Source organism: Bacillus cereus group sp. Bc061, from assembly GCF_027715825.1.
GTDB lineage: Bacteria > Bacillota > Bacilli > Bacillales > Bacillaceae_G > Bacillus_A > Bacillus_A paranthracis.
Map to the genome: position 1 here is coordinate 693,482 of NZ_JAQFTZ010000002.1, position 25,058 is coordinate 718,539.

The window sequence follows — 25,058 nt, forward strand, 5'->3', positions numbered from 1 at the left end:
TCCCTAATTCATAGATTACTCTCATTAAGACTTATAGAGTCCAATGATTTCTACCTATTTCGAAACATATTGATTACTTGAAAGCTTTTTTATATCTTTATTGGATTGTACCGTCGCTATATAGACTCCAATTAATACGATTGCCATTCCAACTATCTGTTGCCACGTAACAGCTGCTCCATATAGGACAACTGATATACAAGTAGCTACAATAGGAGTTAGATTTAAATACATACTCGCTTTGCTTGCACCTAACTCTTCTACTCCTTTATTAAACACGATATATCCAATTAACGTCCCGCATATGACCATATACAACATTTCTATCCATCCCTGTAAAGAAAACGTCCCAACCTTTCCCCATCCATCTTCATATAAAGAAAGGCCTGCTAAAAACCCAGTACCCAATACCGTCATACTCATTGTAGTTAATAAAGGGGAGACACCACTCATAACTTTTTTTCCTGTTAAGCTATATAACACCCCACAGATTAAAGCAGCTATAAATAAAAGATCGCCCTTATTAAATGACAAAGACATAAGTGTATTTATTGAACCGCTCGTAATAACAACTATTACACCGATAAGAGACAACATTAAACTTATTCCGACTTTTATACTCCAAGACTCTTTAAAAAATAATATTGCTCCTAAGGTTACAAAAACGGGCATTGTAGCAATAATAAGCGAGCCATTCAAAGTGGAAGTATAGTTAAGTCCCATAAAGAAAAAAACATTGTAGCCAAAAATACCTGTTAATGATACAAATAACAGCCCTTTCCAATTCTTTAATAACAAACTTGTATTCCACTCAGATTTCATAAAAACTATGCCTATTAAAATACAACCCGCTAAACCAAAACGAATTGTTGCCGCTGTAATCGGTGGAATTTCAGTAATAACATGCTCTGCTGTTGCAAAAGAGCCACCCCAAAATAAAGGAACAAGTAACATAATGACATACATACGATTTATTTTTTTCATTTTTATTACCCCTTTCAAGTAAACAAGTTCAAAAGTTTAAACTTGTTTACTTATTAGTTAAAAAAAAATTAATAATTCGATTCTATTGCTTGAAGTAAATCCTTCACCTGTTTTAAAAATTCTCCGGCTATTATAGAATAAAAAATTTCTTTTCCATGTCGATCCGCTACAATTAGTTCTGCTTGTTTTAAAATTTTTAAATGGTGTGAAACAGCTGGTCTAGAAATCCCCATTTTATCTGTTATTTGCGTTACATTCATCTGTTTGTTTTCTAACAATAACATAATAATTTGCTGACGATTCTCATCCCCCAACGCCTGAAATATAGGTGTTACGACCTGAAATTTCTCTAATACAACTTCTGTATTTCTACATTCAAAATTCTCCATATCCTATTCATCCCAACCTTTTATATATAAAAAACATGTAATATATTACCATTAAATAGTAACTCTTTCATTCGCAGTTGTAAATAACTTTATTTTCAGACTATTTTTCGATAAAAAAAGGAAGATTGGATTCCTCCACTCTTCCCTTTACATTCATATAAAATGAAAGACGCCTGCAAAGCAGGCGTCTTGATGCGTTTACGGCGAGAGACCAGGCGACCACATTCGCGTGTTTAGCACTTAAGCATATCTCTCGTCTTACGTAAATTAGCTCATCGCTTTGCTAATATAACATTAATAAAGTATAAGTGCAACATGTTTATAAAAAATATTTTATTTCCTCTTTCATCCAAATGAATTATATGTAAATTATAAATTGATAATTGTAATATATATATATATTACAATTAATGTAACAGCGAAATCATCATAAACAGGAGATGTATATTGTGAAAAAAATAAAAGATGAACGTCTCATTCTGCAAACATTAAAAAATATACGTATTGCCTTTCTTTTTCAATCACTTGGTATAATTGGAATTTTAGGCTATATCGGATTCACTGAAGGACTAGATCAAATTACGAAATCTCCATTATGGCTATTATTTATTCTTACGAGTATTGTGCTTAGTTATTTACAGTTAAGCGTTTCAATTGATGTAGAAGAAAGCAAAAAGGACATCCAATTAACTCCTTACTATAAACTTGTCTTTCGCTCCCTTATCGTTGGAATTATTATGGCTATTATTTATATTATTTTCAGTCCAGAAAGACCTCTCTTTGAAGCTATTTTAACAGGTGGCATTCTCTTCATTTGCTTTTTAGGTTCTTATTCCATTAGTTATTTTATTAAAAAGCGTCGTTTACAAGATGACGATGAATAAAGAGGAAGGGGTAGCCCTTCCTCTTTTGTTATCGCACTGTACCAGTTAAACCGTAACGAATGTCTCGGAACATATTCACTATGTCACGATTAAAATCGTTTGTAACTGTACCGTTACGCAAGCGTGTACTCATTGCATCGACACGAGTAAACATGTCATTTCTTACAGATACATATACGTTTCTGTTTCCAACTTCATTTGAAACCGCTTGACGAATTTCGTTCGCCATTGCCGTTTCATTTGTCACTGTGTTACGTGGTTTTACCGCAATCGCCACATCGTTTCCATATACAACTGTAGACACACGGTCTACGTTATTCATACGTTTCACACGATTTGTAATTCTTTCTGCAGTTTTACCATCATTGTTAATGTATGAATTGTTCATTGTAATATTACGTGTTGGATGCGGATTAGCAATTTGACCGTTGTAATTTACATCACGGTAATAGTTATATCCTGTATCGTTACGACCATTTCTATATGTTACATAGTCTGTATAACGATCGTTACGCGTCACATTATCACGATACTGGTGTGTATCATTATAAGATGTACGCTCGTAATTGTAGTTACGTCCATCCATTGCATTGTTTTTTGGTGTACCACATGCAGCTAATGCACTAGTAACTAACAAAGAAGCAGCAATCACTTTTACTTTCGTATTCAATACAAAAACCCCCTCTGTTAGAATGAACTTCTCTTCTGAAAAGCTCCCTCTTATGATGAGTAACAGAGAAGGTTTTTACACTGTTAATATTTCACTGGGGATTTTCTAACATTTGGTGTAAATCTTCCGTTTCCAGAACGAATCTACATACAAAAAAGGTGGGAATCATCCCACCTTTTTTAAACTTCTTCTTCATCCTCTTCTTCTGAAACTGGCTCCCCAAATACATTTGGTGGATCTGGTTGATAATACATCGTTCCTGGCTGTGGTGCATATGCGGATTGAGTTGGTTGATAATATAAAGGATTCGCGTATTGTGGCCCTCCAGGTTGCGGACTATATAGCCTACTCTCTCCTCCGCATCCACAATCTTCCTCTCCTTGCACGAGCGGCGGCATATTATTATCTATCGGCATCATATTTGGATTTGGCATAGACGTATATTGCGGTCCAAACGGTGCTCCTTGCTGATATGGCATTTGATATGGATTTTGTTGTTGATAATACGGATTCGGCGGCATCATAGGCTGTTGGTACGGCATTTGATATGGCATCATATTCGGTGGTTGATTGTTATCCATGATTGGCATCATATTTGGCATTTGATTGTTATCCATAATTGGCATCATATTCGGCATTTGGTTGTTATCCATTATCGGCATCATATTTGGCATTTGATTATTATCCATAATTGGCATTATATTTGGCGGTTGATTGTTATCCATGATTGGCATGATGTTTGGTGGTTGATTGTTATCCATGATCGGCATCATGTTTGGTGGTTGATTGTTATCCATGATCGGCATCATGTTTGGTGGCTGATTATTATCCATGATTGGCATCATGTTTGGTGGCTGATTGTTATCCATAATTGGCATTATATTTGGCACTTGAATATTTGGTGGTATTACTTGCGGAATCACTACATTTTCTTTCGATACATTTGGCGACACTATGTTTCCTACATTTTCTTTCTTTACTTGCGGTGATACTATGTTTCCTACGTTTTCTTTTTTTACTTGCGGTGATACTATGTTTCCTACGTTTTCTTTTTTTACTTGCGGTGATACTATATTTCCTACGTTTTCTTTCTTTACTTGCGGTGATACTATATTTCCTACGTTTTCTTTCTTCACTTGCGGTGATACTATATTTCCTACGTTTTCTTTCTTCACTTGTGGTGATACGATATTCCCTACATTTTCTTTCTTTACTTGCGGTGATATTATATTATCTTTTTTCGTTTGCGGAGAAATGATGTTATTAGGTTTCATTTTAGTAATTTGAGGAGCAATTAACTCGCTTCCTTTTTTAATTACATCTGAAATTTTATATTCTTTTTTCGTTTTTATTGGTGGTTGCGGCGGCTGCGGTAACACATTTACCGAAAACTTCGTATTTTCTTTTTCCGCTGGTTTTTGTTTTTCTATAACAGGTGGTTTTTGAATCACTGACGGTTTTTCAACTGGTTTTTCTTTTTGAATTGGCTGTTCTTTTTGCACCTCTTTTTGCGGTTTCACCTGTACTTCTTTTTGTGGCTTCACTTGTATTTCCTTCTGTGGTTTTACCTGTACTTCTTTTTGTGGTTTCACTTGCATTTCCTTCTGTGGTTTTACTTGCACTTCTTTTTGTGTTTGTTGCATGGCAGGCTCTTGTGTAATTGGTGCTGATTGATACGTAACTTCTTCCTCGTCTTCTATTCCAAGCGGCGTTGGCGTTGCTGCAAATTCTTTTTGTTGCACTTCTTTTACATATTGTTTTGGAGGTGCTGAACCTGCTCCAGCATGCTGTTTTACGTGTACACTGTTTGATGGTACTTTAATTTTCATACCTGGCATAATTAAATCTGGATTGCTAAGTTGTGTATTTGTTTTTTTCAACGTATCAAAATCCACTCCGTACTTTTTCGCAATTTTCCAAAGGGTATCCCCTTTTTGCACGATATGAATTTTCAAATTTTCCCCCTCCTGTATAACTTATCTATAAGTAACAAATCTCATGAAGTAACCCTTTCTAAATAACGTTAACCTCTTTTCACTTGTATCACTTCTTCGATTTTCGATATCATTAGAAGCGGAATAAGTATAAGATAATCGCAATGATTTCTTCAAAACAATGTATGCCCATTTTGTTCTCGTTATGATTATATGTACGAAAAAAAGCAACGGGAATCCGCTGCTTTACACACGCTCTAACATACGATTTAATGCAAGAACCGCTTCTTCAGTTACTTGTTTATCTACGCTAATGACGTTAATTTCTTCTCCTTTTTCTATCGTTTCAAGTGCCCATAATAAGTGCGGTAAATCAATTCGGTTCATCGTTAAACACGGACACATAAAGGGGTTAAGTGAAACAATTTCTTTATCTGGATGTTGTTGAATAATTCGGTTCACTAAATTCATTTCTGTACCAATCGCCCATTTACTTCCGGATGGAGCCGCTTCAATCATATCAATAATGTATTTCGTTGAACCTGCATAATCCGAAGCAGCTACAACTTCGTAGCAACATTCCGGATGTACAATAATATTCATGTCCGGATGATTTTTCCGTACGTTCTCAATGTTTTTCACTGTAAAGTTTTGATGAACTGAACAATGCCCTTTCCATAAAATCACTTGAATTTCTTCTATATCTCCATCGTACTCTAATGAATCAGTATGTGGATCCCATACTGCCATTTTATCTAACGGGATACCTAAATCGTACGCTGTATTTCTTCCTAAATGTTGATCCGGTAAAAAAACGAGACGCTCTTTTTGCGTAAAAGCCCATGATACCATTTGTTTTGCATTAGAAGAAGTTACTGTTGCTCCGCCATTACGACCACAAAATGCTTTAATTGCAGCCGTAGAGTTCACATACGTTAACGGAATCATCGTATCTCCAAATAATTTCATGAGCTCTTTCCACGCTCTTTCTGTTTGTTCAATATCTGCCATATCTGCCATCGAACAACCTGCACGCATATCTGGCAAAATAACAATTTGATCATCTGTCGTTAACATATCTGCTGTTTCCGCCATAAAGTGTACACCGCAAAATACAATATATTTCGCCTCTTTATTGCTCGCTGCAACTTGCGCAAGCTGAAGTGAATCTCCTGCTGCATCAGAAAATTGTACCACTTCATCTTTTTGGTAATGATGGCCTGGAATAAATAGTTTTCCCCCCATTTTTTCTTTAATTTCACGAACCCGCTTTTCCATGTTTTCTGTTGACATCGTGTAATAACGCTCTGGTAACATCGTTTCAATCGGTTGTACTTTTTCTAAAATACTCATATTTCTTTCTCCCCCTCTAAGCCACTTTCCTTACGCCTCAATATTGAAACTAATATCAAGTGCTTTCACTGAATGTGTTAACGCTCCAAGTGAAATATAATCTACCCCTGTTTTTCCGTATTTCGATAAATCTTCAATGGTAATACCTCCTGAAGCTTCTGTAACAATGGCACTTGGTACAATCTTTGAAAACTCTCGAATCTCATCTGGCGTACGGTTATCAAACATAATAATATCTGCACCAGCAGCTACAGCCTCTCTCACTTGCTCCTCTGTTTCTGTTTCCACTTCTACTTTCACCATATGTCCTAACTTTTCTTTCACTGATGTAACAGCTTTCGTAATAGAACCAGCAAAAGCAATATGATTATCTTTGATCATGACACCGTCATATAGGCCGAAACGGTGATTAAATCCGCCTCCGCACACGACTGCATACTTATCAAACATACGTAGCCCTGGCATCGTTTTTCGCGTATCACAAATACGTGTATGGCTGCTATCTAAGGCACGAACAGCCTCGTATGTCATTGTCGCTATCCCACTCATACGCTGGATAACGTTTAATATAACGCGCTCTGCCGTTAATAACGATGCGATTGGTCCTTGGACAGTTGCAATTATTTCGCCTTTTTCTACAAGATCTCCATCTTTTTTATGAAGCTCCACTTTAATTCTCTCATCAATTAATTTAAACCCTTCTTCAATGACTAAACGTCCCGCAAAGACTCCTGTATCCTTTGCAAGAAACGTTCCTTTTGAAAGTAAATTATCTGAAAAAATAAGCTGAGATGTTACATCTCTTTCTCCTATATCTTCTAGAAAAAATCGATTTAATGCTTCTTTAACCTTTATCGTATTCATAAAGCCCCTCTTCCCCTCATTACACAAGTTGTAGTTTTCTTTTCACTCGAACGATTTCTTTGTTTACGCTATTTCTATGTGGGTAATCACTTCGATAATGGCCACCAATGCTTTCTTCTCTTTGCAAAGCTGATACGACGATAAGCTCACAAACTGTTAACATATTCATAAGCGTTATCTCTTCATTTGTAAGAACATCATGTTGTAATATCATATTTCGAACACCGTACTTACTAAGCCATCTCTTTGCATAAGATAAACTTTGCTCTGTTCGCACAATCCCAACATATTTCATCATGCATTCTTGTATTTCTTCTTTCGTCGGCAAATGATTCAGAACGATAAACTTCTTTTCCTTCTCAGCAAAGTTGTTCAATCTGTCTTTTGTCGCTTTCGTTAAAAGATGCTGTCCTATTCTTTTTCCAAACACAAGACCTTCTAATAATGAATTACTCGCTAATCTATTTGCTCCATGAACCCCATTACAAGCTACTTCACCGACTGCATATAAATTTGGAATAGACGTCTCCCCATCAATGTTTGTTTTCACGCCACCCATATGAAAATGAGCACCGGGTACGACTGGAATGCGTTTTTTAGTAATATCAACACCATTCTTTTTACACAATGCTGATACAGTTGGAAAACGTTCTTCGAAATTTTGAATAGACTCGATATTCAAATATACTTTTTCACCCGACAAAAGCTGTTCATGAATCGCTCTTGCCACTACATCACGCGGTGCGAGATCATGATCTGGATGTATATCCATCATAAAACGCTGCCCTTTTCCGTTTATAAGGACAGCTCCTTCACCGCGGACTGCTTCAGAGACGAGACCGCAGCATCGCCCGCCCGCATATAACATCGTTGGATGGAATTGTACAAATTCTAAATCTACAAGCTCCCCACCCGCGCGGTACACCATCGCAAGTCCATCACCCGTAATTGTTTTGTCATTAGAAGTAAAAGCATACAAACCACCAATCCCGCCTGAGGCTAACACCGTATAATCTGCATCATAACGCTTCAACTTCCCTTCACTATCTCGCGTTAAAACTCCAGCACATTTTTCGTTTTCTATAATAAAATCAAGCACCATTTCCTGTTCCACTACCGTAACATGCGGAACTACTTCTTGAATGAAATGCTCTAATAAATTCTTTCCTGTTGCATCGCCACCTGCATGTAAAATACGCCGCTTCCGATGTGCACCTTCTTTTCCAAGGTGAGGGCCCGTTTCATCTCCATCAAATTTCATTCCATTTTCAATGAGATAATTCATTTCTTTCGGCCCTTCTTCAACTAAATAACGAACCGCATCTTCATTGTTATAATGACATCCTGCTACTAACGTATCTTCAAAATGATCATTTGGATTGTCATATGTAGCTACGGCTGCGGCAATTCCACCTTGCGCTAAATATGTATTATTATTACGATTCGTTTTCTTTGTGATAATAATCACATTCTTTTCGTGACAAATCTCTTTTGCAACACGAAGTGCCGCAACGCCACTTCCAATAATTAAGACATCTGCACTTGGCATAATTGTTGCCTCCTACTTTACACTTTTCAACTGTCTTGACACCTATATTTACATAGTTTTAAAATAATGACAAGAGTTTTTTTATAATTCTTATTTTCACTACCATTTAAAAAAATAAAAGAAATGTAACTCTTACTAGAGAGAGGAACTTACATGATGATATATCTTGATTATGCAGCTACTACACCTATGAGCGCGGAAGCATTACAAACATATACGAAAGCAGCATCGCAATACTTCGGAAATGAACAAAGTTTACACGATATTGGAGGAACAGCCTCTTCTTTATTACAAGTTTGTAGAAAAACATTTGCCGAAATGATTGGCGGAAAGGAACAAGGGATATTCTTCACGAGCGGTGGGTCAGAATCGAACTACCTTGCGATTCAGTCCCTTCTCAATGCCCAAAATAAGAAGCATATTATTACGACACCTATGGAACATGCATCCATTCGAAGTTATTTTCAATCCTTACAATCAAAAGGGTATACAATTACTGAAATTCCTGTTGATAAAAATGGACTCATTCGTTTAATAGATTTAGAAGCATCTATTACAGAAGATACTGTTCTAGCAAGTATACAGCACGGAAACTCTGAAATCGGAACCGTTCAAAATATCGCAGAGATTGGGGCACTTTTAAAAAAATATAACGTTTTATTTCATTCAGATTGTGTACAAACCTTTGGTAAACTTCCTATCCATGTTTTTGAGATGGGGATTGATAGTCTTTCTGTTTCAGCACATAAGATATACGGACCGAAGGGTGTTGGCGCTTGCTATATCAATCCGCAAGTTCGCTGGGCACAAATATTTCCGGGAATCTCTCACGAAAGAGGTTTTCGTCCAGGTACAGTGAACGTTCCTGGCATCGCAGCTTTTTTAACAGCTGCTGAGAATATATTAAAAAATCAACAAGAAGAAAGTTTACGTTTTAAAGGGTTACGATCTTACTTTTTAGAGCAAATACGAACACTTCCACTAAAAATTGAAGTAGAAGGTCATTCTACTTCTTGTTTACCACATATTATTGGGGTTACAATAAAAGGAATAGAAGGCCAATATACAATGCTAGAATGTAATCGCCGCGGTATTGCCATTTCTACCGGAAGTGCTTGCCAAGTTGGTAAACAAGAACCTTCGAAAACAATGCTTGCAATTGGAAAAACGTATGAAGAGGCAAAACAATATGTCCGCTTCTCTTTCGGACAACAAACAACGAAAGATCAAATTGATACTACTATTCATGCACTACACACAATTGGAAATCAATTTTATAGAGGTGTTAAATCATAATGAAACAAAATGAACAAAAAAAGATTTTAGGTGAAGAAAGACGACAACTTATCCTTCAGTGGCTTCTCGCTGCAAATGAACCGTTATCCGGAAACGAGCTATCGAAAAAGACAAACGTAAGTAGACAAGTTATCGTGCAAGATATTTCCTTGCTTAAAGCACGAAACGAACCGATCATTGCGACTGCTCAAGGCTATTTATATTTAAAACCACAAGAAAAACAGCAAGCTTTCGAACGCGTAATTGTATGCCAACATAAACCAGCAGAAGTACGTCAAGAACTTACAATGCTTGTTGACCACGGCGTTACGATTAAAGATGTAAAAGTTGAGCATCCTGTATACGGTGACTTAACAGCATCCATCATGGTAAGTAATCGCTTTGATGTAGAGCAATATTTACAAAAAATCGAAAATACAAACGCTTCCTATCTATCGCAACTAACAGATGGTATTCACTTACATACAATTGAAGCGGATTCTAAAGAAAAATTAGACGCTGCTTGCGAGGCTTTAGATAAAGCAGGATTTCTCGTTTATTAATGTAAAGCACAGAGTTTTTTATCATTCTCTGTGCTTTTTTAATGATATAATATTGTAATCAATTGTAAAGGAGATCAAAGATGGGAATTGAACTCGTTCACTTTAGCATTGGCAAACCGAAACAAATGAAATATGGCGAAGATAAAGAAATGATAACAGGTATATGTAAAGATTCTACGGAAGAAGCTTTTCTCTCAAAAGATGGCTTCCTTGGTGATGACGTAGCGGATTTAAAACACCATGGGGGACCTGATCGTGCAGTTTGTGTGTACCCACACGAGCATTACGCACTATGGGAAGAAGAATTCCAAACAACACTCCCCGCTTCTGCATTTGGCGAAAACATTACCGTAACAAATATGTTAGAGCGTGATGTTTGCATCGGAGATACATACAAATTAGGTGAAGCAATCATTCAGGTGACACAAGCAAGAGTACCTTGTAGCACGATTTCAAAACGCCTCGGTATTCCTGGCATACTGCCGCGCATTGTAGCAACTGGATTTACTGGCTATCTATGCCGCGTTCTTCAAGAAGGTACTGTACGTAAAGATTCTAAAATTACTTTACTAGAACGTCAACCGAGCAATGTTTCTGTCTTGTTCTCTAACGAAATTTATTTTCATAATAGAAAAGATAGAGATGGCATCGAAAAGATTCTTGCTGTTCCAGAACTAGCTGACGTTTGGCGTGGTCAATTAGAAGAGCGTCTTGCGAAGTTAAAATAAAGAATCCCACCATTTATAGGTGGGATTTTATTGATCTATCACACGGTATAATCTAACTCCCCTTATAACCAATAAGAAGAATAACTCCCCAGCACCGTAACAGAAAAACCGAGTGCTTCAAGTTCCATCGTTACGCCTGGCAATAATACATCATCATATGCTTTATCGACATCAATCAAGAAAAAGTAATTTCCAAGACCCGTTTTCATCGGGCGCGATTCAATTTTTGATAAGTTTAATTTTCTCCATGCGAAAGCTGATAACACTTGATATAGTGCCCCTGCATAATCAGCAGGTAACGTTATCATAAGCGTCGTTTTCTCTCCGCGGTTTTCTCCATTATTTGAGAGTATAGCTTTCTTTTTCTTATGGAGCACTAGGAAACGTGTATGATTATTTTTATGTGTATGAATACTTCGTCTTACGATCGTTAATCCGTATTTCTCTGCAGCTGCTTCATTTGCAATGGCAGCAATTTTTTCTTCAGGATGTTCTTTCACATATTGCGCAGCAGCACTTGTTGATGTCATATCTCGAGCAGTTATCCCTTTTAATTCTTCATTTAAAAACTTATGACATTGGGCAATAGCGTGTGGATGAGAATGCACTGCATATACTTCTTCCCACACTTCTGCATACTGCGGATGTACAAGTAAATGTTGCTGAATGGGCACTGTAATTTCTCCTACAATAGAAAGTGGTTGCTCATGTACAAGATAATCAACCGTTATATTCACTGAACCTTCTATGGCATTTTCTAGTGGTACCACTGCATAATCTACATTTCCATTTGCAGCTGCATCCATACAATCTGGGATCGTTCGATACGGTACATGCTCTGCTTCCGGAAAAAAACGACTCACCGCCATATTTGTAAATGTTGCTTCTGGTCCTAAATATCCTACTCGAATCATCGTCTTTTCCCCTCTTTTTCGTTTTCTTACTGTTATACCATACTTTTTTATATTCTTCTATGTAAATTTCGAATATTAAAAAAAGACTAGCATTTGCTAGTCTAAATGTTTCCTATATTCTCTTTGAGCAAAAAAGAAATAAACGATGCATGCAACAATATAAAATAGAATAAACAAGCCTACTTTTCGTAATGAACCATCCATAAAGATTGTATTATGAAATGTATATAACGCAACCGCACTATGCATACTTCCTACTATAATTGGCGCAAAAAATAGCATACATAATTGCCAGCGAGAAATCTTCCACACTTCTTCTTTCGTCATTCCAAGCTTAGAAAGCGCCCCGTACTGCTTTCGATCCGATGCAATATTATGAAACCATTTAAAGTATACGATACTACACGATGTAAGGAAAAATAATATACTAATGAATGAGCCTACAAATAGAGTAATATCGCCGCCCTTTTTCATAGTTACATAAAATTCCATATTACTTCGAAATGCATGATCTTTATCTTGTTTCATATGTTTCCGTAAATCTTCATTTAATTCTTTCGTATTTTCGATACTTGGTAATGTATAGCCTCTATATATCATTTTTTCAGAATCAGGAACCTGATTTGCTATACTGTCAAAGTCTTTATCATTCATGACGAAGAACAGACCGTTAATGTGCGAAGGATGATAGTTAAATTGGACCCCTTCCTTTTGACCGTTAAATACGAAGGAATAAGTTTGATTCATTACTTGTAGTTGAATCTCTTTTTGATCATATACATTCGGATGATTGTATTTATTATAATAAACAAGTGTGACTGTTCCTTTTTTAGGATGATACGTTTTCTGTTTTTGTTTTCTCGCCTCTTGATTGTATTCACTTTGTTTAATGAGTGGCGCTACTTCTGTTTCTCCCTTATTGGTCTGAAAAGATGCATACATTCCAACAAAACTCATAGATTGAAAATCATCATATCTATATTGGTGCAGTAATTGTTCAACCGTACCTTCCTCAAAGACTTCATGGGTAGAAACACCTTTTTCTATGTATGAAAATGAGTGTGCGCCCCCATCTCGCCACATATCTTGCATGCTAGAAAAATATAAAAACACCGTACCTGTTGCTGTAACTACAAACGTCGTTGCCATAGACATCAGAAAGAAAAAGCGACCATTTTCCTTCATTCGATGTGACAATTGATTCACTATAAATAAATACGGATATGTATACATAATCTTTTTATTTCGTTTTATTATTTCTAATATTTGAGCAGTGCCGTGTGTAAAAGAAAAATACGTTCCGAAAGAGACAAGTATAGACACAGGGAAAAAATAGACCGCTATCGTTAGTATGGTCGCTTGTAACGCTAACGTATATCCTATACCTAAACAAATAAATCCAAATATACAAAGCCACATTGATGTTTTCTTCTCTTTTTTATCTGCTCGAAATTCTTTCAATAACCGAATGATTTTTATATTCCATATACGTAAAGCACTTATAAATGATAAGACAACAAATACGACCATATACGCAATAAATGTTCCCCCAATTGCTCTCAAGTCAAATATGACAGGGAGTTCTTTCGGAAGCCCCAGTAACATACTAAACACCATAAAGAAGAGCTTTAAAAAAATCATGCCAAGCCCAATACCAAAAATATTAGCAAATACCCCGATCAACATTTGCTCGGTCATAATTACGCCAATTACGTTAGATTTCGTTGCTCCCATTAACATATATAATCCTAATTCTTTCTTACGTGCCTCTATGAAAATAGAAGTAGAATACAAAATAAATATGACGAAAAAAGAAATGATAATAACATTACATATGATCAGTCCCCAGCGTACGTTTTGATACCACATCGTCTCTTGCATATACGGATGTACAATGACGGACATGTATGTAAAAGACGCAAATATCGCAAAACAACTACTTAAGAAAAATACTTTATAATTACGCCAATTTCCTTTTATATTTTGCAGCGCTAGTTGCCGAATGTTCATCTATCGTCCTCCTGTAACTTACTACATAGGCAAAAAGCTAGAGGTTCCCCTAGCTTTTTACGTGTTTTAAATATCCTCTTTGCGCGATCATAAAGTAAATCGCAGAAGCTAAAATGTATGCTCCAATTACAAGCACACCTGATTTCCATAAATCGAGATAAAGCATTTTTCCTAACGTATGAAGAGCAAATCCACTATGAATAGCGCCGATGACAATTGGGATAAAGAAGATAACGCCCATTTGTCGAATTGCAATTTTACGAATTTCTTTATCTGTCATACCGATTCTCTTTAACGATTTAAATTGAATACGATCTTGTTCTTTATCGTTAAACCATTTAAAGTATGTCATACTACAAGCGAAGAAGAAGAATAGTACAGCTACGAAGAAACCGATGAACATTGTAATTGCACCACCTTCTCTTATAGCCTTATACGCAAACACTGAATTTCTCAATTCCCCTTGCTTTTCTGGTGCAATTTCCTTTTTCAAATCTAGCACAAGATCTTCGGTACTTTTCCAATCTTCAATATAATAACCATAATATTTCGTCTTTTCTTCATCTGGTACAAGCTTTGCATATTTCTCAAAGTCTTGATCATTCACAATAAGATATTCGCTATCGTTAAAAACAGAATATGACGTTGGCTCGTTTAATTGAACAGACTGCTTTTGTCCGTTAATCTTAAATTCATACGGTTTCGTACGATCTATTTTCATAAGTTCATTTGCTGCATCAACCATAACCATCGTCGCGCTACCTGGTGCATTATGAACCTCTGTAATTTGCTCTTTCTTTTGTTTACGCACTTCCGCGTTATATTCTTTTTCTGAAATAATCGCCATTGGTACTTCACGTTCACTGTTAAACAACATTATTTTCTGTGTTGCAGGTAGTTTTACATAGGTTACTTTTCGTGCATCTTCAAACCCATTTCTTTTTACAATCTCTTGTACTTTTTCTTCATTAATAAGGCTATGCGTATTTAATCCCTTTTCCTCATATGAAATAGCATGTGGCGTAAGCTCTATCGTTTTCGCACTCATATTTTCAAAATATACGTACAGTGTACCTACTGCTGAAGATACTACCGCCGTAATGATAGAAATTACAAATAAAAAACGAGCATTATCCTTCATTTTATAAATAAGATTGCTAAGTACGAACATATTTGGGTATGTATAAAAAGATTGTTTTCGTTTTTGCAATGCTTTTAATACAACTGTACTTCCTTGTGTAAATAGTAAATACGTTCCGCCAATGGTCAATCCTACAATTGGTAAGAAATATATAATAAAATTCATAATGGTTACTTGGAAACAAAGAACATATGCAACAATAATACATCCTATACCAACTACGCATAACCATGTAAATGCAAAAGGCTCTACTTTTTGTTTTCTTGCTTCTCTTAATAAATCGATAATTTGCAAGCGTCCTACTGTCCAAACGCTAAACAATGATAGGATTAAAAATAGAATAAAGTATACACCTGCTGTAATAAGAACTGCTTTACTATTCCATACGAGCGGTAGTGTTTTATCAATTTTTAGTAATACACTCAGTGCTTGGAAAAATAGTTTTGAGCAAAGCATTCCGACCCCAATACCAACTACAATTGCAATACTACCTAACATCAGTTGCTCTAATATAATCATTCGGCCGAGCTGCGATTTCGTTCCACCTATTAATGTTAGTAGACCAAACTCTTTTTTTCTTGCTCGTAAAAATGTTGAATTTGCATATAAAATAAAGAGTGCTGAGAAGATGACGACAATATAATTCATTGATTCTAACCCTTTTGAAATCATCTCCCTCATACTAATATTACCGCCTACAACATCTGGATGATAAATGAAGGAAGCATACATGAAAAATACGACTATCGATAAACAACTACTTATAAGAAACGCTTTATAATTACGCCAATTTCCTTTTACATTATTAAGCGCGAGCTGGCGAAAGTTCATGATATTCCCCTCCTAGCATCGCAAGTACGTCCAGAATTTCTTGGAAAAAGGCTTGTTTCGTTCTTCCCTTATGTATTTCTGAGAAAATCTCTCCATCACGTATGAAAAGAATACGTTCGCAATAACTCGCCGCTACTGGATCATGCGTTACCATTGCAATTGTTACTTTCTTTTGTTCATGCAAATCTTGCAACGCGCTCATTAATGATTTTGCCGACTTAGAATCTAAGTTTCCAGTTGGCTCATCTGCTAAAATTAGCGTCGGTTCATGAATGATCGCTCTCGCAGCTGCTGCACGTTGTTGTTGGCCACCTGATACTTCATATACCTTTTTATTTAAAATGCCCTCGATATTTAAAAACTTTGCAATCTCAAGCACTTTTGCATCGATTTCATTTACAGATTTCTTCGCCATTACAAGTGGTAAAATGATATTTTCTTTAATCGATAACGTATCAAGTAAGTTAAAATCTTGGAAAATGAATCCTAAATGTGTACGGCGAAACTCCGCTAATTTTGCAGCACGCATTTGATTAATTTCTTCACCATTTACAAGCACATGACCTGAAGTTTGCTTATCAATTGTTGCTAATAAATTTAAAAGCGTTGTTTTTCCGCTCCCTGAAGGACCCATAATCCCTACAAATTCGCCTTCTTCTATTTTAAAATTTATATCATTTAAAGCCGTCGTCGCTACTGAACCTTTTGATTGGTACACCTTCGTTAATCCTTTTACTTCAAGAACACTCATTTCTAATCCCCCTATGTGTTTTCTTCTTACATTTACTATAAGAAAAATAAGAAAAAGAAACGAGTGATTTCCCTTACAAAACGTTTTGTTATCTTACAGTTTTGTCATTTTTCTCATTAATGTATGATATTCTTCATCTTTTGCAAATTGGAACGTGAATGTTGTCCCTTCCCCTTCAGCCGATTGCACATACATACCGTGATGTAAATTATCACAAATTTCCTTCGTAATATATAAACCCATTCCAGTCGCTTCTCTCGTTTTCCGGCCATTTACCCCTGTAAAGAATGGATCAAATATACGCTTTACATCTTGCTCTGGAATACCGATTCCATTGTCCTTAATATGTAATAACACCTTTTGATCTTTCTCTTCAATTTGAAATTGAATTTCCTTTTTCTCTGCTTCCGAAATTTTTGTATACTTAATTGCATTTACAACAATTTGTCCTATAGCAATACTGAGCCATTTTCTATCAGAGGCAACCATACAAGTATCTTCCTCAAACATCACTTTCGGAAATACAGACGATTGAATGAAGGACTTTCTATTTTCATTAATAATACCTCTAATAATATCTATCACATTTACTACTTCTACTTTATAATCTTTCGCAAACTGCTCTAACCTTGCCATATGTAACGCTAAATCTAAACCATTTAGTATGCGATTATTTTCTTCACGAATACTTTCAACTGTTGCCCTTGCTTCACGATGCTCTTTACCAAACTTCTGTAATAGTAACTCAATAACAGATACCGGTGTTTTCATTTGATGAATCCATTGGTTCATAAATATCATTTGCTGTTGTTCTTTTGCATGTTGTTTATGAACTTCATTCATATATTGCTGTCTTAATAGCGTAAACGATTCAACGACCATCTCTTGCTCTGCCGTATAAGAAGTATCAATAAGTAAGGAATCATGTAATGTATTTCCGCCAGTAACATACTTTTCAATCCTCTTTAAAAACACACTCCGTTTTCGGTAATCGTAAATGAGATATACAGTAAAAACAACTGTCCCTAATAAAAGTCCGTATAACCACGTATTCCAATCAATAGATCGCTTTTCTAAAAGACTTTGCAACTGCAAAACGAGCCCAAATAAACAGAGGCTAACAATGTAAGAAAGAATTAAAGAAAAGCGGTCCATGAGGTAATCTTTAACCTTCATGTCCTTCTCCCCACTCTGTAAGAAGCGCATAACCGTATCCACGTTTCGTTACAATTGCATTTTTAATGCCTAGCTCCTCTAGTTTCTTTCTTACACGTTTTACATTTACGGTTAATGTATTATCATCAACAAAAGCTACCTCATCCCAGAGGGCTTCTAACAATTCTTCGCGCGTTACATATTGATCTGCTTGTTTCATTAAACACTCTAATAAGTAAAATTCATTTTTTGTCAGTTCTGTTTGTTGCCCTTGCCACTCAACAACGTGCTGAGATGGGAATAACAACAGTCCATTTACACCTAAACAATCGCTTTCTGCCGCAGAAGCATACTCACCATACCCACGACGAAGTGCACTTTTTACCTTAGCCATTACAATGTCTAAATGGAATGGCTTCGTAATGTAATCATCTCCGCCATTTTCAATTGCCATTACTTGATCCATTTCCCCCGTTCTTGCAGAAACAAAAATAATTGGTGCATTCGATACAGTGCGGATTTGACGACACCAATAGAAACCATCAAAATACGGTAAATTAATATCAAGTAACACGAGATGTGGATTTACTTTTACAAACTCATCTTTTATATGTCGTAAATCACTTGCTCGAAATGACTGATAGCCATACCTTTCTAAATGCTCCTCTAATATCCCCGCGATTTTTTCATCGTCTTCTACAATTAATATTTTATACATGTTCACTTTCTCCCCATAAAAAGTTCTTATAAAACCACTTCTTTTTCTATTATAAATTGAAAATTTAATTAGTGGGGATTTTTTCCTGTATAAATCAGACTTTTACGATATAAAAAAAGACTGCCATATTTCGGCAGTCTTAGTCGATAAATTCAAATTCATATTCAAGAATTTTTACAATATCTCCGTCTTTTGCACCGCGTGCACGAAGCGCTTCATCAATACCCATTCCGCGCATTTGGCGAGCGAAACGACGTACAGATTCATCACGTGAGAAGTCTGTCATCTTGAATGTTTTCTCGATATCGTAACCAGAGATAACAAACGTGCCATCACTTTCACGTGTAATGTCAAATTTAACACCTTCAGTCTCAAGTTTGTACATTACACTTGTATCAGACTCATCCGCAACTTCATGTATTGGGAATTCAGGTGTTGTTTCTAATAAGTTCGCTACTTCAAATAGTAAATCACGAACACCTTGTTTCGTTACAGCTGAGATTGGGAAGATTTTTACTTCGTCTCCCACTTTCTCTTTAAATGCTTGTAAGTTTTCTTCTGCATCTGGCATATCCATTTTGTTTGCAACAACAACTTGTGGACGCTCCGTTAAGCGAAGATTGTATTCTTTTAATTCATTATTAATCGTTACGTAATCTTCATATGGATCACGGCCTTCTAAACCAGACATATCAATTACATGCACGATTACACGTGTACGCTCAATATGACGCAGGAATTGATGACCAAGTCCAACGCCGGCATGTGCGCCTTCAATTAGTCCAGGAAGGTCAGCCATAACGAAGCTGCGGTTATCACCTGTTTCAACAACACCAAGGTTTGGAACGATTGTTGTAAAGTGATACTCTGCAATTTTCGGACGTGCTGATGATACGACAGATAATAATGTAGATTTACCTACACTTGGGAATCCAACAAGTCCAACGTCTGCTAGTACTTTAAGTTCTAGAATGACATCACGTTCTTGACCTGGTTCCCCATTCTCAGCAATTTCTGGCGCTGGGTTCGTAGCTGTTGCGAAACGTGAGTTACCACGGCCACCGCGGCCACCTTTTGCAATTACAGCTGTTTGTCCATGTGTTACTAAATCCGCAAGAATTTGACCTGTTTTTTCATCTTTTACTACCGTTCCTGGCGGAACTTTAACGATTAAATCTTCAGCTTTACGACCGTGCTGCCCTTTACTCATTCCGTGCTGACCACGATCAGCTTTGAAATGACGTTGGTAGCGGAAGTCCATTAATGTACGTAAGCCTTCTTCAACAACGAAAACAACATCTGCACCTTTACCACCGTCGCCACCTGCTGGACCACCTTTTGGAACATACTTCTCACGACGATACGCAACCATTCCGTTACCACCGTCGCCGCCTTTTACATATATCTTGACCTGATCTACAAACATTATTTCACCACACTTTTTTCAATTGGTTGTAATATAACTGAGACTTCTTCGTCTCTTACTGTATAAGAAATGGAATACCATTTATTGTTTTGGTTCGCAAGCCAATTCTGTAGTTCTTCTACACTCGTTAGCTTACCACGAAAATCAAAAAAGAAACGAGCATTCTCCGCGTCACATTCAATTGTGATACAAACATAATTTTCAACATATACGTCTAAACTATGCTGAAGCATTGAGAAAAATTGATTCGTCCATGTACATACAGTCTCATCTAAGTGAGATAAGTTATGTAAATTCCCTAATACTTCGTACTCCAATAAGCACGGCTGCTGTTTCCAATTATATGTTAAAATCCACTCTGAAAATAAAGGCATTGATAGCCCCATCAGATTGGATTCTTGTCTCGCTTCTTGGACAAAACGATCGATGAGACTATGAATTTCTTCCACTTTTCCAAGGGAAAGGTTTCCTTTCACCATCTGCATACGATTGAGCCAATCATGTCTTGAATGGCGCAATGCATCTATAATTGTCCATTTTTTATTCATTTAGATACTCCTTAATATAGAAAAACTCTAACCTGCACTCAGGTTAGAGTTTTCCGTGAGTTCTTATGCTTCTTGAGCAACAGGATATACGCTCACTTGTTTGCGGTCACGGCCAAGACGCTCGAAGCGTACTACGCCGTCAACTTTCGCGTATAAAGTGTCATCGCCACCACGACCAACGTTAACACCTGGATAAATTTTTGTACCGCGTTGACGGTAAAGAATTGAACCACCTGTAACCGTTTGACCATCTGCGCGTTTAGCACCAAGACGTTTTGACTGAGAGTCACGACCGTTCTTTGTACTACCTACACCTTTCTTAGATGCGAAAAACTGAAGATCTAATCTTAACATACGTTACACCTCCTGCACTTTTTCTATTAAACGGATATACTTTCCGTAATCAAGTTCGATCGTCTTAAGCGAAACAACCAATCCTTCTAAAAGTATCTGTGCTTTTTCTGCTGTATGAACGTCTAAATCATTAGGCAATTCATACGTTAAGAATCCACCATCACTTCCGAGTTCAATAGTTGCCTGCACATTACAAAGTTCTTCCACAGCATTTATGGAACCAAACACAACCGCTGTAGTTCCAGCACAGACAAGATCTTGTCCATGTGGCGCATAATCGGCATGTCCAGTCATTTTAAATGATTGGATACTTCCTAATTTCGTGCGACTTATCGTAATTTTAATCATGTTAACCAGAATTAAGCGTTGATAGCTTCAACAACTAGCTTAGTGTAAGGTTGACGATGACCTTGTTTCTTACGATTGTTCTTTTTCGCTTTGTATTTGAAAACGATGATTTTCTTAGCGCGACCGTGTTTTTCAACTTTCGCAGTAACTGTTGCACCTTCTACAACTGGGCTACCAACTTTCACGTTTTCGCCACCAACGAAAAGAACTTTGTCAAAAGTAACAGTTTCACCAGCTTCAACATCTAATTTTTCAATGTAGATTTCTTGACCAGCTTCAACTTTGATTTGTTTTCCACCTGTTTCGATAATTGCGTACATACTTGCACCTCCTCTTAATTACTAAGACTCGCCAAAAACGAGGTAGACATAAATGCCTTTAAGGAACCTGTCTTGTGCGGTTGTAGCATATAGCCGTTTAGGTGCTATAAACTATAACATAAAGATGTTATCATGAATCATAGACTATTGTCAATGAAAGTTCTAATAACTATTTTTTCCGTTCTATAATTTCTTTTTTACTTCCAAAACGGATAATAGCGTACTTTTCGATCATATCATCTTTGAAATAAATTTCAAATGGAATATTTTTTTGTAATTCTTTTTGCAAAAATTGTTTTTGCAGTTCTTTAGGTGCAGAGATTAATACCGCCTCATCTTCTATATTTCCATATGTAATTAGCTCTCTCTCTAGCTCATACGCAATCGTTTCATATGACATCACATACCCTGTCGCTTTACACGGTGCACACTCTTCAAGTAATACGTCACGTAAAGAATGTTTTTTACGTTTACGCGTCATCTCTAAAATCCCTAACTCTGTAAACCCAAGCACCCTTGTATATGTACGATCATGTTGCATAGCAGCGATGAGACATTCTCTTATTTTTTCTTTATCTTCTCTTCTTTTCATATTAATAAAGTCAATTAATATCATACCACCGATATCACGCAGTCTTAATTGACGCGCTATCTCTTCAGCTGCCACTTCATTTGTACGAAGGACTGTATCTTGTAAATTCTGTTTTCCAGTAAACTTACCCGTATTCACATCAATTACAGTCATCGTCTCCATTTGCTCCACAATTAAATAAGCGCCATTCGGGAGCCACACAATTTTTTGAAGTGCTTTCTCAATTTCACGCTCTATTCCAAAATGGTTAAACATTGAAGATTTTTCATTATAAAAGGACACTTTCTCTTTACCAACTTTTTCTTCTAACTCTTTTACTATACTTCTTGTATCTACAATTACTTTTTCAATCGTTTCAATCGGATTCTCTTGAAATACACGATCTAAAAAAGTCGCCGGTCGATGAAGTAGTAACGGTGCCTTTCCTTGGCCCTCTTTTCTTTTTAACTCTTCATATAACTGCTGTAACCTTTGCATTTCAGCTTGTATTTCTTCAATTTCTCCTTTTTCAGAAGCAGAGCGGAAAATATAACCTCCTGTCCCTTCCACTTCAATTTGGAGTAGTTGTTGCCTTCTTTTATTGTTTTTTATTTTCCGAGAAACCGCGCGCATTTCATCATATGGCATATAAACGACATATTTCCCGGTAAATTCTATGTTCGCTGTCAATTTTGGCCCTTTCGTATCAATTGCCTCTTTCACAACTTGTACGAGTACCGCTTGTCCTTCATGTATTCGATAAGAAGATGGTACATCATCGTACGAAAGATACGCATGTTTTTCTAAACCGATATTTACAAAAGCTGCGTTCATTCCAGCAATCGTTCTTACGATACGTCCAACATAAATATGCCCAACAATCTCTTGTTCTTCATTTCGTTTCCATAAAAACTCAACAATTTTCTTATTCTCTTCAATTGCAACGCGTTTTTCCGATCCAGCGTAGTTCATATATAACGTTTTCAAAATACTTTCCTCACTTTATAATCTTCTTTGCTTTTACAATAATAAAAGGTTAGTGCTAACGTCAACACTAACCGATTAATTCTTCAACAGATGAAGTTGTTCGTTTTTCAGTAAAATACGCATAAAGCAATTCATTTTCATCCAATGTGTAATGTTCTTTATATTTTCCGCGGACGATAATAGAATGCTTATAGCCTCTACGAAATTTTGTGAATATCTTATATAAATGATCTTCTGATTGCACCTCAATCGGTGCAATCTTTTCAATTCCTCTTTTGTTCCCATAATAACGTTCTAATAAAAAACGCATAAAGGCATACCGTCTTTGCTTCCATTCTTGATATAACGACATCGCTAAAAATATGAGTAGTACCCACATCATAATATTGTTACTATTCCAAAGTAACTGCCATCCTAGTATGACACTAAAAAAAACACATGATAATTTCATCATCTTTTCATGTGCTTGTAAATAAGGAAAACGATATGATAGTACGTTAAACAATACTTTTCCACCATCAAGAGGCCAAATAGGTAGTAAATTAAACGCTAAAATAATTATATTATTCCACATAAAGAAATAATATAATTCCGCATGAAGCCAACCAGCTTCAAACAACATATAGCCTACCGCCATCATCCAAATATGTTGAATAGGTCCTGCAATTACAACAACTAGTTCCTCTTTCAATGATTTATTCCCATGTTCCTCAAGCTCAGCCACACCACCAAACGGCAAAAGTTGAATCTTCTTAATACGCCAATTATAGTGTGCCGCTGCAAAAGCATGCCCAAGTTCATGGATGAGAACGATACAAAATAACAGTAGTAACTCTTTAAAACGTGCCGTGAAAATACCAATGACAATAATAACCCAAAACAACGGATGTACTGAAATCTTTGTTAAAACATCTCTATATTTAATCAAATGAAATCACCTGAATCGGATCAATAAATTTTTCGTCCTTTTTTATTGCGAAATAAAACTTACCATTTTTATTATTCGCATCATTATTCACTGTTCCAATTTTTTGTTTCTTTGAAACATAATCATATAATTTCACTGACATATCATTTAAATTTGCATACCATGACTCCGTACCATCTGCATGCTGAATTTGAACTGTATTACCAAGTTCCTCTTTTTTGCCCGCAAAAACTACTAGCCCTTCATTCACTGACTCAACAGTTGCATTTGTAGCTGTTTGTACAAATACACCTTGGCCATTTTTTTGAAACCCTTGCATCACCTTTCCGGAAGCAGGAATGGCATAATCTTTTTGCTGAATCGTTTCTTCTTTTTTCTCATTAGGCGAATAGAACACGAGCGGTTTTCCAAACTGTTTTTCGTACCATTTCGCTACAGTAGCAAACTGAAATTCTTCTTTCATCACTTTTTCTGTAACAGCTTTAGCACCGTCGAAAGAAGCTGGTGCATTCTTATATAAAATAGCGACAGAAAGAACTAATATTGCTGATAACAATACTTTGAAGAAAAACACTTCTTTTCGAAATAAAGGATGAATTTCCTTTTCTCCATCTTCAATAAATACTGTTTCACTATCAAAATTCCCTCCAGCAAAATACTGCTCTTCCTCCATCCTTTCTTGCTCTGCCTTCCTCTTCGCAATCCGTTTTTTAATTTCTTCTACACGTCTATTCTTCATACTGTCTCCTTTCTTTCGTTAAGCTAATGTACATAGAAACAGTTGTATACAGTTTGTACATATGTATGAGCTAGGTATGGAAGATATTCGTGTGAAGAAAAAAGAAAGCACTCCGCAAATATGC

24 protein-coding genes, 1 pseudogene and 1 other annotated feature are annotated in these 25,058 nt (G+C 36.3%); of the genes and pseudogenes, 4 read left to right on the top strand and 21 right to left on the bottom strand.

Annotation, left to right across the window (positions count from 1 at the left end; all coding sequences use genetic code 11):
- Positions 1–54 precede the first annotated feature (54 nt).
- Together PDQ40_RS12985 and PDQ40_RS12990 are read right to left on the bottom strand one after the other, a co-directional pair.
- The gene (locus PDQ40_RS12985) at positions 55–984 is read right to left on the bottom strand and encodes a DMT family transporter (protein ID WP_000723576.1); all 930 of its coding nucleotides are present in this window, start codon (positions 982–984) and stop codon (positions 55–57) included.
- 68 nt (positions 985–1,052) lie between these two features.
- Complete coding sequence (locus PDQ40_RS12990; protein WP_000426918.1) at positions 1,053–1,373, bottom strand: ArsR/SmtB family transcription factor; 321 nt, start codon at positions 1,371–1,373, stop codon at positions 1,053–1,055.
- Between the two features lie 449 nt (positions 1,374–1,822).
- Here PDQ40_RS12990 and PDQ40_RS12995 point away from each other — a divergent pair, with 449 nt between their 5' ends.
- The gene (locus PDQ40_RS12995; RefSeq protein ID WP_071741864.1) at positions 1,823–2,257 is read left to right on the top strand and encodes a branched-chain amino acid ABC transporter substrate-binding protein; all 435 of its coding nucleotides are present in this window, start codon (positions 1,823–1,825) and stop codon (positions 2,255–2,257) included.
- Between the two features lie 28 nt (positions 2,258–2,285).
- Here the strand turns inward: PDQ40_RS12995 and PDQ40_RS13000 are convergent, their stop codons facing one another.
- From PDQ40_RS13000 to nadB, 5 genes and pseudogenes are all read right to left on the bottom strand, one after another.
- Positions 2,286–2,927, bottom strand: a complete 642-nt coding sequence (locus PDQ40_RS13000; RefSeq protein WP_001093544.1) for a YhcN/YlaJ family sporulation lipoprotein — start codon at positions 2,925–2,927, stop codon at positions 2,286–2,288.
- Between the two features lie 1,798 nt (positions 2,928–4,725).
- Positions 4,726–4,882 (bottom strand): annotated as a pseudogene (gene safA / locus PDQ40_RS28210) (SafA/ExsA family spore coat assembly protein); the annotation flags it as partial.
- Positions 4,883–5,107: 225 nt separating this feature from the next.
- Entirely contained in the window at positions 5,108–6,214 is a 1,107-nt protein-coding gene (nadA, locus tag PDQ40_RS13010; protein ID WP_000025316.1) for a quinolinate synthase NadA, read from the bottom strand.
- A 30-nt stretch (positions 6,215–6,244) separates the two neighbouring features.
- Complete coding sequence (nadC, locus tag PDQ40_RS13015) at positions 6,245–7,078, bottom strand: carboxylating nicotinate-nucleotide diphosphorylase (RefSeq protein ID WP_262734632.1); 834 nt, start codon at positions 7,076–7,078, stop codon at positions 6,245–6,247.
- A 19-nt stretch (positions 7,079–7,097) separates the two neighbouring features.
- Positions 7,098–8,627 (bottom strand): L-aspartate oxidase, encoded by a 1,530-nt coding sequence (gene nadB, locus PDQ40_RS13020; protein ID WP_001138560.1) that lies wholly within the window; start codon positions 8,625–8,627, stop codon positions 7,098–7,100.
- Positions 8,628–8,780: 153 nt separating this feature from the next.
- Between nadB and PDQ40_RS13025 the strand changes: the two genes are divergently transcribed.
- From PDQ40_RS13025 to PDQ40_RS13035, 3 genes are all read left to right on the top strand, one after another.
- Positions 8,781–9,923, top strand: a complete 1,143-nt coding sequence (locus tag PDQ40_RS13025) for an IscS subfamily cysteine desulfurase (protein ID WP_000973745.1) — start codon at positions 8,781–8,783, stop codon at positions 9,921–9,923.
- On the top strand, positions 9,923–10,465 hold the full coding sequence (locus tag PDQ40_RS13030) for a transcription repressor NadR (protein WP_000812272.1): 543 nt from the start codon (positions 9,923–9,925) through the stop codon (positions 10,463–10,465). The genes PDQ40_RS13025 and PDQ40_RS13030 overlap by 1 nt, the downstream gene beginning before the upstream one ends.
- Positions 10,466–10,545: 80 nt before the next feature.
- Positions 10,546–11,193, top strand: coding sequence for an MOSC domain-containing protein (locus tag PDQ40_RS13035; RefSeq protein ID WP_000510675.1), 648 nt, complete (start codon positions 10,546–10,548; stop codon positions 11,191–11,193).
- 62 nt (positions 11,194–11,255) lie between these two features.
- Here the strand turns inward: PDQ40_RS13035 and pheA are convergent, their stop codons facing one another.
- From pheA to spoIVFA, 14 genes are all read right to left on the bottom strand, one after another.
- Entirely contained in the window at positions 11,256–12,107 is an 852-nt protein-coding gene (pheA, locus tag PDQ40_RS13040; RefSeq protein ID WP_000621725.1) for a prephenate dehydratase, read from the bottom strand.
- Positions 12,108–12,203: 96 nt separating this feature from the next.
- Positions 12,204–14,117 (bottom strand): ABC transporter permease, encoded by a 1,914-nt coding sequence (locus PDQ40_RS13045; protein ID WP_270691447.1) that lies wholly within the window; start codon positions 14,115–14,117, stop codon positions 12,204–12,206.
- A 49-nt stretch (positions 14,118–14,166) separates the two neighbouring features.
- Positions 14,167–16,089, bottom strand: coding sequence for an ABC transporter permease (locus PDQ40_RS13050; protein WP_270691448.1), 1,923 nt, complete (start codon positions 16,087–16,089; stop codon positions 14,167–14,169).
- A complete protein-coding gene (locus PDQ40_RS13055) occupies positions 16,064–16,840 on the bottom strand; it encodes an ABC transporter ATP-binding protein (RefSeq protein ID WP_000114533.1) in 777 nt (258 codons plus the stop codon). Before PDQ40_RS13055 ends, PDQ40_RS13050 begins: the two co-directional genes overlap by 26 nt.
- Before the next feature lie 93 nt (positions 16,841–16,933).
- Positions 16,934–18,016, bottom strand: a complete 1,083-nt coding sequence (locus PDQ40_RS13060) for a HAMP domain-containing histidine kinase (protein WP_000864967.1) — start codon at positions 18,014–18,016, stop codon at positions 16,934–16,936.
- Positions 18,006–18,713 carry a response regulator transcription factor gene (locus PDQ40_RS13065; RefSeq protein ID WP_000276715.1) on the bottom strand — a complete coding sequence of 236 codons (708 nt, stop codon included), beginning with the start codon at positions 18,711–18,713 and terminating at the stop codon, positions 18,006–18,008. The genes PDQ40_RS13060 and PDQ40_RS13065 overlap by 11 nt, the downstream gene beginning before the upstream one ends.
- Before the next feature lie 139 nt (positions 18,714–18,852).
- Positions 18,853–20,139: a GTPase ObgE gene (gene obgE / locus PDQ40_RS13070; RefSeq protein ID WP_000497115.1), complete on the bottom strand. Its 1,287-nt coding sequence runs from the start codon at positions 20,137–20,139 to the stop codon at positions 18,853–18,855.
- Entirely contained in the window at positions 20,139–20,687 is a 549-nt protein-coding gene (locus PDQ40_RS13075; protein WP_001037006.1) for a sporulation initiation phosphotransferase B, read from the bottom strand. The genes obgE and PDQ40_RS13075 overlap by 1 nt, the downstream gene beginning before the upstream one ends.
- Before the next feature lie 63 nt (positions 20,688–20,750).
- Entirely contained in the window at positions 20,751–21,041 is a 291-nt protein-coding gene (gene rpmA, locus PDQ40_RS13080) for a 50S ribosomal protein L27 (RefSeq protein WP_000944958.1), read from the bottom strand.
- 3 nt (positions 21,042–21,044) lie between these two features.
- Positions 21,045–21,389 carry a ribosomal-processing cysteine protease Prp gene (locus PDQ40_RS13085; RefSeq protein WP_001993153.1) on the bottom strand — a complete coding sequence of 115 codons (345 nt, stop codon included), beginning with the start codon at positions 21,387–21,389 and terminating at the stop codon, positions 21,045–21,047.
- An 11-nt stretch (positions 21,390–21,400) separates the two neighbouring features.
- The gene (gene rplU, locus PDQ40_RS13090; RefSeq protein ID WP_000270908.1) at positions 21,401–21,709 is read right to left on the bottom strand and encodes a 50S ribosomal protein L21; all 309 of its coding nucleotides are present in this window, start codon (positions 21,707–21,709) and stop codon (positions 21,401–21,403) included.
- Positions 21,710–21,723: 14 nt separating this feature from the next.
- Positions 21,724–21,801 (bottom strand) — a sequence feature (ribosomal protein L21 leader region).
- Between the two features lie 77 nt (positions 21,802–21,878).
- Positions 21,879–23,267 carry an Rne/Rng family ribonuclease gene (locus PDQ40_RS13095; RefSeq protein ID WP_000855455.1) on the bottom strand — a complete coding sequence of 463 codons (1,389 nt, stop codon included), beginning with the start codon at positions 23,265–23,267 and terminating at the stop codon, positions 21,879–21,881.
- A gap of 67 nt (positions 23,268–23,334) precedes the next feature.
- The gene (gene spoIVFB / locus PDQ40_RS13100; protein ID WP_270691449.1) at positions 23,335–24,195 is read right to left on the bottom strand and encodes a stage IV sporulation intramembrane metalloprotease SpoIVFB; all 861 of its coding nucleotides are present in this window, start codon (positions 24,193–24,195) and stop codon (positions 23,335–23,337) included.
- On the bottom strand, positions 24,188–24,934 hold the full coding sequence (gene spoIVFA, locus PDQ40_RS13105; protein WP_000797468.1) for a stage IV sporulation protein SpoIVFA: 747 nt from the start codon (positions 24,932–24,934) through the stop codon (positions 24,188–24,190). Before spoIVFA ends, spoIVFB begins: the two co-directional genes overlap by 8 nt.
- Positions 24,935–25,058: the final 124 nt, after the last annotated feature.